Consider the following 13774-nt stretch of genomic DNA (forward strand, 5'->3'; position numbering starts at 1 on the left):
TCATCCTTTGGAGGTCACCACGGGAATCGCCTGGGTAAAAGGCGACGAGGGATTGGAAAAGGCCGAGCGCACCCGCAGCCAATAGAAGCTGTGGCTGCCCAGCATCACGGTCAGGTGACCGTTGTCTCCGACGGCCGGGAAGGGCTGGCCGCCGAAAATATCGCGCAGGCCGCGGCCCGCGAATTCGGGGATGTCCAACGTTGCCGCGACTGGGTGCTGCGAGAGGTTGAAGACGCACAAAATGGTCTCTGCGTCCTCGCCCTCGGGATTGCCCGCCGGCAATTCCCGTACGTAGGCCAGCACCACTTCATGGTCGGCTTCGATGTGCCGGAAGCCGCCCAGGCCGAACACCGGATGGTTCTTGCGGACGCTGAGGATCTGCCGGGTCCAGCGCAGCAGTGAACCGGAGTGCGCGGCCTCGGCCTCAACGTTGGCCATGCTGTAGTTGTAAACCAGGGACTGGATGACCGGAAGGTACAGCTTGCCCGGATCAGCTCCGGAGAACCCCGCATTGCGATCCGGGTTCCATTGCATCGGAGTCCTGACGGCATCGCGGTCATCGAGCCAGATGTTGTCCCCCATGCCGATCTCGTCGCCGTAGTACAAGAAGGGACTGCCCGGAAGGGAAAGAAGCAGGGCATTGATGAGTTCGATCTCGGAACGGGAGTTGTCCAGCAACGGCGCCAGTCTCCGCCGGATGCCGATGTTTGCCCGCATCCGGGGATCAGGGGCATACCATCCCAGCATGGCGGCCCGTTCCTCGGCCGGCACCATCTCCAGCGTGAGTTCATCGTGGTTGCGAAGGAACGTCCCCCACTGGGCACCCTTGGGAATTTCCGGAGTGTCCCGCAAGGTCTCGATGATCGGAGCGGCTTTCTGGTCCCGGAGGGCGTAGTACAGCCTGGGCATGATGGGGAAATGGAACGCCATATGGCACTCAGGCGCTTCCTCCGTGCCGAAGTACTCCACCACTTCATGCGGCGGCTGGTTGGCCTCGGCAATGATCACCCGGCCGGGATAATTCGCGTCCACCATGCGGCGAAGATCCTGCAGGAACGTGTGTGTTGCCGGCAGGTTCTCGCAGTTGGTGCCGTCTTCCTCGAACAGGTACGGAATGGCATCCGCACGGAAGCCATCGATCCCCTGGTCCAGCCAGAACCGGATCACGTCATAGAGGGCTTCAATGACCTTGGGGTTCTCGAAGTTCAGGTCCGGCTGGTGGGAGAAGAAACGGTGCCAGAAGAACTGGCGCCGGATGGGATCGAACGTCCAGTTGGATTCCTCGGTGTCAACGAAGATGATGCGGGCGTCCTGGTACTTCTCGTCCGTATCGCTCCATACGTAGAAATCTCCATAGGGACCCGTGGGGTCCTTCCGGGATTCCTGGAACCAGGGATGCTGGTCCGAGGTGTGGTTCAGCGGAAGATCGATGATGACCCGAACGCCCCTGGCGTGGGCCTCGGCCACCAGCCGCTTGAAGTCGCTGATGGTGCCGAACTCGTCCAGGACCGAGGTGTAGTCCGCAATGTCATAGCCGCCATCGCGCAACGGGGAATGGAAGAACGGCGGCAACCACAGGCAGTCGACGCCCAGCCACTGCAGGTAGTCCAGTTTCTCGATCAAGCCATGGAAATCACCGGAACCATCCCCGTTGGCATCCGCAAAGGCCCGCACCAGTACCTCGTAGAAGACTGCCTTCCGGTACCAGTGTGGATCATGCTGGAGACCGGGGGCGTTCAACTCGAAGGTGTTCTTCGGAGTGAAGTACTGGCTCGGGTTCTGCGGAGAAAAACTCACTAAGGCTGCCTCCGGATGCTCAGGATGTGCGCGGGTTCACCATGGGCATCCAGCCGGACGTAGTTGTGCTCGCCCCACTCCCAGCTCTGGCCGGTGATCAGGTCATCCACCCAGAACCGGCCGTCCTCGTTGAGGTCGCCCGGGTCCAGTTGCAGGGCGGCAAGATTCAGCGAAACCGTGCTTTCGCGGGCGCTGTGCGGATCCACGTTGACCACCATGATCAAGGTGTCCTTGGTGCCGTCCGGCAACGTCTTGTGCTTGGAGTACACGATCGTGGCGTCATCTGTGCTGCTGTGCAGGGTCAGGTTCTGCAGGTCACCCAGGGCTACGTGATCCTTGCGGATGGTGTTGAGCCTGGTGATGTACGGCGTCAGGGTGCGCCCGGATTCCGCTGCGCCTTCCCAGTCCCTGGCCTTGTACTCGTACTTTTCGTTGTCGATGTACTCCTCGGCGCCCGGGCGGGCCACGTGCTCGTAGAGCTCGTACCCTGCGTAGACGCCCCAGAGGGGGCTGGCCGTTGCAGCAAGTGCAGCCCGGATGCGGAAGGCTGCCGGACCGCCATACTGCAGGTACTCGGTGAGGATGTCCGGGGTGTTCACAAAGAAGTTCGGCCGGAAGAACGCCGCGGTCTCACGGCTGACCTCGTGGAAGTACTGCTCCAGCTCAGTCTTGGTGTTCCGCCACGTGAAGTAGGTGTAGGACTGCTGGAATCCGGCACGGCCCAGGGCGTGCATCATGGGCGGACGGGTAAAGGCCTCCGCCAGGAAGACAACCTCGGGGTTCTTTTTGTTGATCTTGCCGATCAACCATTCCCAGAACCACACGGGCTTGGTGTGCGGGTTGTCCACACGGAAAACCTTGACGCCGTGGCTGATCCACAGCTGGACGATCCGCAGGATTTCCTTGGAAAGGCCGGCCGGATCGTTGTCAAAGTTCAGCGGATAGATGTCCTGGTACTTCTTCGGCGGGTTCTCTGCGTAGGCGATGGAACCATCCACGCGCGTAGTGAACCACTCAGGGTTGGACGTCACCCAAGGGTGGTCGGGCGCCGCTTGCAAGGCAAGGTCCAGGGCAACTTCGAGTCCAAGCTCATTGGCGCGTGCCACGAACGCATCAAAGTCCTCAAACGTCCCCAGCTCCGGGTGGATGGCGTCATGGCCGCCGTCCTTGGAACCGATGGCCCAGGGCGAACCCGGATCCTGCGGTCCCGGCGTGAGCGTGTTGTTGCGTCCCTTGCGGTGCTGGAAACCGATCGGGTGGATGGGTGGCAGGTAGATGATGTCGAAGCCCATGTCCGCAACGGCGTCGAGCCTCCTGGCCGCCGTACGGAAATTGCCTGACGTCCACGCTCCGGTGGAGTGATCCAGCACGGCACCCTCGGAGCGGGGGAAGAACTCGTACCAGGAGCCACGTCCCGCGAGGTCGCGCTCCACCTGCAGCGGGAAGCGCTCGGACACGGTCACCAGTTCGCGGATCGGAACGCGTCCGACGGCGGCCTGCACCTCAGGGCTGAAACCGGCGCCAAGGCGCTCCTCGGCGGTCTTGGTGGTGTCGCCAAGCACAACGGAAGCGGCACGCAAGGTGCGCTTTTCCGCAGCGCTGCGTCCGGCGTCGTCATCGGCTGCTTCGGCCAGGAGGGCAGCGCCCTCGGCGAGCATCAACTCGACGTCGATGCCGGCTCCGACCTTGACTTCGGCATTGTGGTGCCAGGTGCCGTAGCGGTCATGCCAGGCTTCAATGACGAAGGACCAGGCTCCGGTGCCGGTGGGCGTGATCAGGCCCTCCCAGCGGTCCAGGCCCTTCCACTGCTCGCCCTCGGCCGGGGACAGGCGGACGCGCTGGCGCTCCTTGCCCCTGGGATCGAGCAGGACAGCGGACACGCCGAGCTGGTCATGGCCTTCCCGGAAGACCGTGGCGCCGACAACGAGGTCCTCTCCCGGCAATGCCTTCGCCGGGAAACGGCCACCCTCAACCACCGGCTGCACGGCAGTGATGGGGAACCGGCCGAAGCGGAGTCCCTGGGTGATGTCCGTAGTCGTCTTGGATTTCAGAGCGGTGATGGTTCGCGCGGTTTTCGTCACAACCACGACGTTAGCGAGAAAAATCACAGAATGCTAAGCACACGACCTATCTACCCGACGCAAGATGACTTTTACCTAAAAGAAACCCAATCCAGTTCCGGCTGCCATGTGAGTCCGTTAGTGTGGCGCTCGTGAAGGCTATTCGAAGGTTTACAGTCCGTACCGTCCTCCCCGAGCCCATCCGGCCCCTGGCCCGATTGGCGACCAATCTGCGCTGGTCCTGGCACCGGCCCACACGGGAACTTTTCGCGAGCCTCAACCCGGCTCTCTGGGAGGCCTCGCAGCACGACCCCATAGCGCTTCTGGGGTCCATCAGCCGCGAACAACTGCAGGACCTCGCAAACGACGGCGAACTGGTGGGCCGCGTCCAGGACGCCGCCTCCGACCTGGACCGTTACCTCAGCGAGCCCCGCTGGTACCAGGGCCTCGGTGAAGATGCACCGGCCTGCATTGCGTACTTCTCCCCCGAGTTCGGCATCACTGAAGTTCTGCCCCAGTACTCCGGCGGCCTTGGCATCCTCGCCGGAGACCACCTCAAAGCCGCCTCGGACCTCGGCGTGCCGCTGATCGGCGTCGGGCTCCTCTACCAGGCCGGCTACTTCAAGCAGTCCCTGTCCCGCGACGCCTGGCAGCAGGAAACATACCCGGTACTGGACCCCGACGGATTGCCGCTGACCCTCCTCCGCCACCCCGGCAAGGACGGCATGCCCGGCAAGCCCGTCCACATCTCCCTTCCCTTGCCCAACGGCCGCGAGCTCCACGCGCACGTCTGGCGTGCCGACGTCGGGCGCGTTCCGCTGCTGCTGCTGGACTCCAACGTTCCCTCCAACGACGAAGCCGCCCGCGGCATCACGGACCGCCTGTACGGCGGCGGAGGCGACCACCGGCTCCAGCAGGAACTGCTCCTGGGCATGGGCGGCGTCAAGGCCCTCCGCGTCTACCAGGAACTCACCGGCACCCCCGCGCCGGAAGTGTTCCACACCAACGAAGGCCACGCCGGGTTCCTGGGCATCGAACGGATCCAGGAAGCGATGTCCGATCCCGCCGAGCCCCTCAGCTGGGACGAGGCCCTGGCCGCCGGACGCGCATCCACCGTCTTCACGACGCACACGCCCGTCCCCGCCGGCATTGACCGTTTCGAGACCGTCCAGATCAAGCACTTCTTCGAAGCCGGCCTGGCTCCGGCCGTGCCCACGGACCGCATCCTGGAACTCGGCCGTGAAAACTTCGACGGCGGCAACCCTTCGGTCTTCAACATGGCAGTGATGGGTTTGCGCCTGGCGCAGCGTGCCAACGGCGTGGCCAAGCTTCACGGCGTGGTCTCCCGTGAAATGTTTGCCGGCCTGTGGCCAGGATTCGACCACTCGGAAATCCCCATCACCTCCGTCACCAACGGCGTCCACGTCCCCACCTGGGTGGACCCCCGCATCTCCACTCTTGCCCGCACCCAGTTCGGTGCCGAAGCCGAGGCGTTGGGCCGCTGGGACCTTGCCTACAACGTCAGCGACGAAGACGTCTGGGCACTGCGCCGGGAGCTGCGCGCCCAGCTCATCGAGGACGTCCGACGCCGGCTCCGGGCCTCCTGGAAAAAGCGCGGCGCAGCCGACGCCGAACTCGGCTGGACCGACTCCGTACTGGACCCGGACGTGCTCACCATTGGCTTCGCACGCCGCGTACCCACCTACAAGCGCCTCACCCTCATGCTCCGCGATCCCGCCCGCCTGAAGGCCCTCCTGCTGGATCCCAAACACCCCATCCAACTGGTCATCGCCGGCAAGTCGCATCCCGCAGACGACGCCGGCAAGAAAATGATCCAGGACCTGGTCCGCTTCACCGACGATCCCGAAGTCCGGCACAGGATTGTGTTCCTGCCCAACTACGACATCGCCATGGCACGGACCCTGTTCCCCGGCTGCGACGTGTGGCTCAACAACCCCCTCCGCCCGCTCGAAGCCTGCGGCACTTCCGGCATGAAAGCCGCCATCAACGGCTCGCTCAACCTCTCCGTCCTGGACGGCTGGTGGGACGAAATGTTCGACGGCGAAAACGGGTGGGCAATCCCCACCGCCAACAACGGTGCCTCAGCCGACGAACGCGACGACATCGAAGCGTCCGCGCTCTACGAACTCCTCGAAAACCAGGTAGCCCCGCGCTTCTACGGCACCACCGTGGCCCAAGGCGCCGGAGCTGCAGGACCGTCCGAGTCCAGCCGCGAAACAGTGCCCACGCACTGGGTGTCCATGATCAAGCACACCCTGGCGAACCTCGGCCCCGCCGTTTCCGCTGAACGCATGCTCCACGATTACGTCAACAACCTCTACTGCCCCGCCGCTGTTTCCGGGCGCAGGGCTGTTGCCGAAGCCTTCAAGGAAGCCAAGGAACTCGCCGCCTGGACCACCAAGGTCCGGAACGCCTGGCCCCAGGTTGTGGTGGAACACGTTGACTCCGTGGGCGTCTCCGAGGAACCCCAAGTGGGCGACAGCCTTCAGGTCAACGCCTACGTGGCCCTCAACAGCCTCACCCCGGACGACGTGTCAGTGGAGGTAGCTTTTGGACGCGCGGAGGACTCCGACGAGCTCGAGGACGTAGTGGTTGCAGAACTGGACTCCCTGGAAGACCTCGGCGGCGGACGCCACCTCTTCCACGGCTCCCTGGTCATCAACCGGTCCGGCTCCTTCGGCTACACCGTCCGGGTGTTCCCGAAGCACTCGGCGCTGGCATCGAAGGCTGAACTGGGATTGATCGCGAACGCCTAAGCCCTAACCAGACGACATCCGCCGGATGTCAGTCATCCTCCGCGTGCTGCTCCTTCGTCGCTTTGACGCACGCTTCCGGATAACTGGCATCCGGCTTGTTGTTTGGCGGGCCGCTACGGTTGGGATCCATAGGGCCCGTTGGCGCGACTAGTTTTCGAAAACGGCGATCACTGCGAGGTCTCGGCCGGCGTAGCGCTCGGCGTCCTGGAGTACTTCGCAGACCACGCCGAAGGAACGGTCCGTGCGGTAGGCGGCCGGGACCTGCCAGATCATGGTGACCGGGCTGCCGTCGTCCTCTGAAAGGGCGTCTGCGTAGTCGTGCAGGGAGTCGTTCAGGGCGTCGAGGTTCACGCCGTAGTACTCAGGGAAGTCCAGTACCTGGGCGAAGACTTCCAGCACGGCCTGCTTGGTGTTTGCCGGCGGGACCATCACTGTCCTGCGGCCGGCGTCGGAAATTTGTTCCTGCAGTTCTTCCAAGGTCCAGGTGTCTGCGGAATAGATCTTCATGGGCTCCTACTTGTCTTCGACGATGAACTTGAACGACTCGTAATGGTCCGCGGTGTAGTACTTTGCTGAGTCCTTGCCCACGATGATGCGGCGGGCTCCACGGTCGGACTCTCCTGGTGTCCTGACCGTGTACTCCTTATAGAAGCCGCTGGTCTTCTTGGGCAGGAGGCCTTCAAGATTGCGGAAATTTCCGTCGTCTTCCCTGTATGGATACGGGCCGCCCTTGGCGATCAGGGCCAGGGTTTGACGGGCTTCCCTGGGCAGCTGAGAGGCGTTGATGGCCGGCAGCGTTGAGGGGTTTGCCACGGCGGCAGCCGACGACGGGAACGCAGGGCCAGGTGACGGCGTCGTGCTTTGCGCTGTTGTTTCTCCGCCGGATGGCGGCGCACTGCTTGGCGCCGTCAGCGAGCCTCCGCCCACCATGGCGACAACCAGCACGACGACGGCGATCACCAACCCCGCGAATGCCACCAGTTTGCTGCGGCTGCGGTTCATCTGAAGTGCTCCTGGGGTAAGTGCCTACGTGCGGTAAATGTTGATGGTGTTGGCTTGCAGGATATCCCGCTCGCCGGAGGCCACCAACGCGCCCTTCCGGCGCTCGTGCAGCACAGATGTAGTGAAGCGGAGCTCGAACATGCGCTTGCCGATTCCGGTTTCGCTGAGGATCTCCGGCAGGACCATCTTGACGTCCTGGTTGCTGCCGTTTACCGAGATCAAGCCACGGATTTCGCTGTCCTCATGCCCCATCAGGAGCTGGACGGAACGCACATTGGGATCATTCCAGCGTGCTGGAGTCATCTGCTGGCCTTTGTCGTCAAACCACTGGAGGCTGGAATTGTTTGCGTTGCCAGGGAAACTCTCGGGCTGGTGACGCAGGAACCAGCGGCGGAGCCGGACCAACTCCCGTGTGGTCTTGAACATGGCGTTGGCTTCCTGCGTGCGGCTCCAATCCAGCCATGCCGTGGGATTGTCCTGGCAGTAGGCGTTGTTGTTGCCCTGCTGGGTCCTGCCGATTTCGTCGCCGGCCGTGATCATCGGGACGCCGAAGGACAGCAACAGGGTAGCCATCAGGTTCCGGACGGACAGGGCGCGGGCAGCCACAATGGCCTCGTTCTCGCTCCGGCCCTCCACGCCGTGGTTGTAGCTGCGGTTATCGCCGTGGCCGTCGCGGTTCTGCTCACCGTTGGCCTCGTTGTGCTTACGGTCGTAGCTCACCAGGTCCTTGAGCGTGAAGCCGTCGTGCGCCGTGATGAAGTTGACGCTGGCCAGCCGTGTACGCCCTGATGATGCGAAGAGATTTGCGGAGCCTGCCATGAGTTCAGCCAACGAGGCCACGGAACCACCTTGGCCACCGGCCTCAATCGCAGCGCGGTCGGACAGCCAGAAGCTGCGGACGCCGTCACGGAAGTGATCGTTCCAATCCGACCAGCCCTGCGGGAAACGCCCCGTCTGCCAGCCCCCATAGCCAACGTCCCACGGCTCGGCGATCAGCTTGACCTCGGACAACACCGGGTCCTCCGCAATCGCCTGGAGGAAGGGGTGCCGGGGGTCAAAGGTGTTGCCGGCGTCCCTGCAGAGCGTCACGGCCAGGTCAAAGCGGAAGCCATCGACGTGGAAGTCGTTCACCCAGTACCGCAGGGAATCGAGGGCCAGGTCCACCACTACAGGATCACTGAAGTCCAAGGTGTTGCCGCAGCCGGTGGTATCCAGGTAGCGCCCGTGGGCATCGTGCCGGTAGTAGCGTTTTTCCGCCAGCCCACGGAAGCTCAAGGCCGGCCCATCGGGACCTGCCTCGGCGGTGTGGTTGTACACAACATCGAGGATGACCTCGATTCCCGCCGCATGGAGCAACTTGATCATGCCCTTGAGTTCATCCTGTACCGCGTGGGGGCCGGCGTTGCGGGCAGCCTCCGTGGCGTAATCCGCATGAGGGGCGAAGAAGGCCGCCGTGTTGTAGCCCCAGTAATTGGTCATGCCCAGGTCCTGCAAGTGGGACTCGTCCAAGTGGAAATGGATGGGCAGGAGCTGGACAGCGGTGATGCCAAGTTCCGTGAGGTGCTGGATCATCACCGGGTGGGCCATGCCTGCGTACGTGCCCCGGAGGTGCTCCGGGATGTCCGGATGCAACATGGTCTGGCCGCGCACGTGCGCTTCGTAAATGACGGAAGTCCGCAAAGGGACGCGGGGCGGCTGGTCATCGCCCCAGTCAAAACCTGTTTCCACATGCACGCTGGTGAGGAACTCTCCCCGCTGGTCCACAGCGCGGCCGTAAGGGTCCAGCAGCAGGCGGTGTTCGCCGTCGTCGTCCAGGTCCACCGCCGGCAGGGACATAGGGAAGGTGCCCTCGGAGGGAGCCGCGCGGAAACCATAGCGGGTACCCGGCGGCATACCGCTGACCACTCCGAAGTGCACGCCGTCCTCAGCGTTCGGAAGGATGTGGGCCCGCCAAGGTTCTCCGGGGGCTTGGAAGGCGATTTCAACCGCTTCCAAGTCGGGTGCGAAAACCGCCACGTTCACCTGGTGGTCCTGCGTTTTTTCGGCATCGTCAAGGCCGGGCTGGGGCAGGCTCAGTCCGAGGGGCCGTGGCCGGGAGGCGTCGACGGCAGCTGCTGTGTCAAAAATAGGCATAACCATTGCTTGCAAGTTTAGTTCCACGCAGAGTAAGTGCCGCGCCGACCCCGCATGTGACGACGTTCCCCATCGCGATTTGATTACTTGCCTGGGGACGGCCGGATTCCTCGGGCCGTTCACGTGCTGCAACGCGGTTTCAGCCTGCGCATGCATACATTTGCAGTTGCGCGAATAAGTCGCAGGCTCAGTCTTTCGGCGCGAGCACTTGGCATACTGGGACGGAGACAACTGGAGGTTCTATCGTGCGTGTGGCACTCGCCCAAGTCATCACCGGCAGGGACGTTGCCGGCAACCTGCGGCTCCTGGAGGAGTACGCCCGCCTGGCAAAGGAGGGTGGAGCCGGGCTGGTGGTCTTCCCTGAGGCCATGATGCGCGCATTCGGGAACTCGCTGCTGGATATCGCCGAACCACTGGATGGACCGTGGGCCAGCCGGGTCCGCGATCTCGCCCAAGAACTGCAACTGGTGATCGTGGCAGGCATGTTCACTCCCGGCGCTCCCTCATCCTCAGGGTCGCGCCGTGTGCGGAACACGCTTCTGGCCACTGGACCCGGAGTCGAAACAAGCTACGACAAGATCCACCTCTTTGATGCGTTCGGCTTCGCGGAATCAGACACTGTTGAGGCGGGTACTGAACCTGTGACGTTCGACGCCGGTGGCCTCACCTTTGGCTTGGCCACCTGCTACGACATCCGTTTCCCTGCCTTGTTCACGGCCAACGCCGACCACGGAGCAGTGGTCAACATAGTCTCGGCCTCCTGGGGATCCGGGCCTGGCAAAGCAGAGCAATGGCAACTCCTGGCCCGTGCACGCGCCGTGGACACCACCACATTCGTGCTCGCCTGCGGCCAGGGTGATCCGGCAACGCAAGGTGTTGAGGCCAAGGGTTCCGCGCCCACAGGAGTGGGGTACTCCGCCGTCGTGTCCCCCTTCGGCCAAGTGCTGGAAGCCCTCGAGGGCGAACCCGGCCTCATCTTCCACGACCTCGACTCCGCAGCGGTGGAAGAAGCGCGTGCGAAGCTGCCGGTGCTGGCCAACCGCCACCACTTCTAACCCTCTCCCACATCCCCCACCCTTCACCGGAACGCTCTCCCACATCCCCCACCCTTCCGGCCACAAAACCCGAGGGACGTGAAAGAGCGACCGGCCCAACCCCAGGGGATGTGCGAGAGCGTCCAGCCCACACCCAGGGGAACTGATAGAGCGTCCAGCCCACACCCAGGGGAACTGATAGAGCGTCCGGCCCAAACCCAGGGGATGTGCGAGAGCATCCGCCCCACACCCAGGGGATGTGCGAGAGCGTCCAGCCCACACCCGGGGGATGTGCGAGAGCGTTGGGCACGGAAAAGGCGCCGCAAGGGCCATCCGGAAGCATGCGTCTAAGCGAGGTACGAGCGAGCATGCGGAGGATGGCGCTTGCGGCGCCTTAGCCAGGTGGATGGCGCTTGCGGCGCCTTAGCGAAGACTACTTGGCGGCGCGCTGCCTCGACACTTCGTACAGCGAGATACCAACGGCCATGGACGCGTTGAGCGATTCCATGGCGGAGTCGATCGGGATGGAGACGATCTGGTCGCAGTTTTCGCGGACCAGCCGGCTCAGGCCCTTGCCTTCGGAGCCCACCACGATGCACACGGGCTCGGTTGCAACGGTGAGGTCGGGCAACGAAACGTCGCCGTCGCCATCGAGGCCAAGCACGTAAATGCCCATGTTCTTGAACTGCTTGAGGGCGTTGTTCAGGTTCGACGCGCGGGCCACCGGCACGCGGACAGCGGCACCGGCGCTGGTCTTCCAAGCGGACGCAGTGACGCCGACGGAGCGACGTTCGGGCACGATGACGCCGTGGCCGCTGAACGCGGACACGGAGCGGATGATCGCACCGAGGTTGCGAGGGTCCGTAATGCCATCCAGTGCCACGAAGATGGGTGCGTTGGAGATGTGCCCCTTCTTCCACTTGGCCAGCGTCGTCTCGGCGAGGTCGTAGGCGTCCTCGTACTCGTACGGCGGGATCTGCAGGACCAGGCCCTGGTGGACGGCGTCCTCGGTCATGCGGTCCAGTTCAACCTTGCCGGTTTCGAGCAAGGGGATGCCACGCTCGGCCGCAAGCTTGAGGGATTCCTTGACGCGGTCGTCCATCTCAATGCGGATGGCCACGTGCAGTGCCTTGGCCGGGATGCCGGCGCGGAGGGCTTCGACCACCGAGTTGCGGCCGGTGACCAGTTCTTCGGTTGCACGGCCCTTGGGGCCCGAGCGCGCACCGGCGCCACCCTGACGGGGACCTGTGCCGCGCTTGGCAGCTGAGCGCTCAGCCAGCTGCTTGTTCTTGTATGCCTTGTGGTAGGTGCGGTCCTCCGCCTTGGGCGTGGGACCCTTGCCCTCCAGGGCCTTGCGGCCGTGGCCACCGGTTCCGGTGGAGGGGCCCTTCTTCTGCTTGACCGACCGGCGACCGTTGTTGGCCATGAGATTCCATCCTTGATTTTGTGAGTAAGTCTGGAATCAAGTCTACTGACCCGATGCAATTCGGCCGCCGCGGCCTTTTGTCAGTCGCGTTTGAGGCTCCAGGTTGCCCCGTCCGCACCATCTTCGACCACGACGCCCGCGGCAGCCAGGGTGTCCCGGATCGCGTCCGAGGCAGCCCAGTCCTTGGCGGCCCTGGCAGCAGCCCGGGCGCCGAGTTGGGCATCGATCAGCACTTCCAATGCGGCGTGCTCGCGTCCTTGAACAGCTTCGGGGCGCTTGACCGCATCCAGGCCAAGCACTTCGGTCATGGAGAGCACGCTGTACAGGGCAACTTTGGCAGCGTCGAGATCGCCCGAAGCCAACGCCGTGTTGCCTGCCCGCACCGTTTCGTGAAGTACGCCGAGGGCCTGGGGCACGTTGAGATCGTCGTCCATGGCCGCAATGAAAGCAGCGGGCATGTTGGCCTGCGGGGAAACGTCCGAGACGGCTGCCCCGACTTTCGCCGACGCCTTGTGGATGAACCCGTCAATGCGTTCGACGGCGGCCGCAGCCTCCTGCAACGACGTCGGCCGGTAATCCAGGATGGAGCGGTAGTGCGCCTGGCCCAGGTAGTAGCGGACCACGCGGGGCGATGCGAGCTCCAGCATTTCGGCCGGGCTCACCGTATTGCCGATGGACTTGGACATCTTTTCACCCTCGTAGGTGACCATGCCGTTGTGCATCCAGAAGTTGGCGAAGTCGTCGCCGGCCGCCTGGGACTGGGCCATCTCGTTCTCGTGGTGCGGGAAGCGCAGATCCAATCCCCCACCGTGGATATCGAACCGGGACCCGAGGTATTTAGTGACCATCGCAGAGCACTCGAGGTGCCAGCCGGGACGTCCGGCACCCCAAGGGGACTCCCACTTGGCGGTGACGGGTTCACCGTCCTTGAAACCCTTCCACAGCGCGAAGTCGCGGGGATCCCGCTTACCGCGGGGGTCCGCGTCGGCGGCTCCCTGCATGTCATCAATATTCTGCCGCGTCAACGAGCCGTACTTGCTCCAGGAGCGGACATCGAAGTAGACGTCGCCGGAATCGTCCAGTGCGGGGTAGGCGTGGCCGCGGTCGATGAGGCGCTGGATGAGCGCGTGCATTTCGGGAATGTGGCCCGTGGCCCGGGGTTCGTAGGTTGGCCGTTGAACACCAAGGGAGTCGTAGGCGTTCTGGAATTCCTGCTCGTAGCGGTAGGCCAGGGCCCACCACTCTTCAGCCTGGCGCGCGCTGGGCTCGGCGTCCCAGTCCGGTCCGAACGACTGGGCGGACTTGGCAAGGATCTTGTCGTCAATGTCAGTGACATTGCGCACCACTGTGACGCGGAGGCCGCGGAATTCAAGCCACCGGGTCAGTTGGTCAAAGGCGATGGCGGACCGGACGTGGCCCACGTGCGGCATTCCCTGAACAGTTGCCCCGCAGTAGTACACGCTGGCCTTGCCGTCTTCGAGGGGAACGAAGTCACGGACTTCGGCGGAGGCGGTGTCATAGAAGCGCAGGGTCACCGCTCCAGAT

9 protein-coding genes are annotated in these 13774 nt (G+C 63.8%); 2 read left to right on the forward strand and 7 right to left on the reverse strand.

Annotation, left to right across the window (positions count from 1 at the left end; all coding sequences use genetic code 11):
* Positions 1 to 1797: a maltose alpha-D-glucosyltransferase gene (gene treS, locus AC6JA3_RS17035; RefSeq protein ID WP_026542157.1), complete on the reverse strand. Its 1797-nt coding sequence runs from the start codon at positions 1795 to 1797 to the stop codon at positions 1 to 3.
* Entirely contained in the window at positions 1797 to 3884 is a 2088-nt protein-coding gene (locus tag AC6JA3_RS17040; protein ID WP_347781840.1) for an alpha-1,4-glucan--maltose-1-phosphate maltosyltransferase, read from the reverse strand. The genes treS and AC6JA3_RS17040 overlap by 1 nt, the downstream gene beginning before the upstream one ends.
* A 125-nt stretch (positions 3885 to 4009) precedes the next feature.
* Here AC6JA3_RS17040 and glgP point away from each other — a divergent pair, with 125 nt between their 5' ends.
* On the forward strand, positions 4010 to 6634 hold the full coding sequence (gene glgP / locus AC6JA3_RS17045) for an alpha-glucan family phosphorylase (RefSeq protein ID WP_209320107.1): 2625 nt from the start codon (positions 4010 to 4012) through the stop codon (positions 6632 to 6634).
* 147 nt (positions 6635 to 6781) lie between these two features.
* On the opposite strand, the gene AC6JA3_RS17050 is transcribed toward glgP, so the two are convergent.
* From AC6JA3_RS17050 to glgX, 3 genes are read right to left on the reverse strand one after another with little or no spacing between them, the layout of a single operon-like run.
* The gene (locus tag AC6JA3_RS17050) at positions 6782 to 7141 is read right to left on the reverse strand and encodes a barstar family protein (protein WP_026542160.1); all 360 of its coding nucleotides are present in this window, start codon (positions 7139 to 7141) and stop codon (positions 6782 to 6784) included.
* A gap of 6 nt (positions 7142 to 7147) precedes the next feature.
* Positions 7148 to 7636, reverse strand: coding sequence for a guanyl-specific ribonuclease (locus AC6JA3_RS17055; RefSeq protein WP_347781841.1), 489 nt, complete (start codon positions 7634 to 7636; stop codon positions 7148 to 7150).
* Positions 7637 to 7660: 24 nt separating this feature from the next.
* A complete protein-coding gene (gene glgX / locus AC6JA3_RS17060) occupies positions 7661 to 9775 on the reverse strand; it encodes a glycogen debranching protein GlgX (protein WP_347781842.1) in 2115 nt (704 codons plus the stop codon).
* Positions 9776 to 10014: 239 nt separating this feature from the next.
* On the opposite strand from glgX, the gene AC6JA3_RS17065 reads away from it, so the two are divergent.
* Entirely contained in the window at positions 10015 to 10824 is an 810-nt protein-coding gene (locus tag AC6JA3_RS17065) for a carbon-nitrogen hydrolase family protein (RefSeq protein WP_347781843.1), read from the forward strand.
* Positions 10825 to 11236: 412 nt separating this feature from the next.
* Here the strand turns inward: AC6JA3_RS17065 and rlmB are convergent, their stop codons facing one another.
* Both rlmB and cysS read right to left on the reverse strand, forming a co-directional pair.
* A complete protein-coding gene (gene rlmB / locus AC6JA3_RS17070; RefSeq protein WP_026542164.1) occupies positions 11237 to 12229 on the reverse strand; it encodes a 23S rRNA (guanosine(2251)-2'-O)-methyltransferase RlmB in 993 nt (330 codons plus the stop codon).
* Between the two features lie 80 nt (positions 12230 to 12309).
* Positions 12310 to 13764: a cysteine--tRNA ligase gene (gene cysS, locus AC6JA3_RS17075; RefSeq protein ID WP_223944713.1), complete on the reverse strand. Its 1455-nt coding sequence runs from the start codon at positions 13762 to 13764 to the stop codon at positions 12310 to 12312.
* Between the last annotated feature and the right edge of the window lie 10 nt (positions 13765 to 13774).

The sequence above is a fragment of the Arthrobacter sp. TmtSoilC79 genome, from assembly GCF_059739405.1.

What these genes read in the sequence shown, in the direction of transcription:
- AC6JA3_RS17050 (WP_026542160.1), bottom strand. Translation starts at nt 7,141, where the DNA reads ATGAAGATCTATTCCGCAGACACCTGGACCTTGGAAGAACTGCAGGAA.
- AC6JA3_RS17055 (WP_347781841.1), bottom strand. Translation starts at nt 7,636, where the DNA reads ATGAACCGCAGCCGCAGCAAACTGGTGGCATTCGCGGGGTTGGTGATC.
- glgX (WP_347781842.1), bottom strand. Translation starts at nt 9,775, where the DNA reads ATGGTTATGCCTATTTTTGACACAGCAGCTGCCGTCGACGCCTCCCGG.
- rlmB (WP_026542164.1), bottom strand. Translation starts at nt 12,229, where the DNA reads ATGGCCAACAACGGTCGCCGGTCGGTCAAGCAGAAGAAGGGCCCCTCC.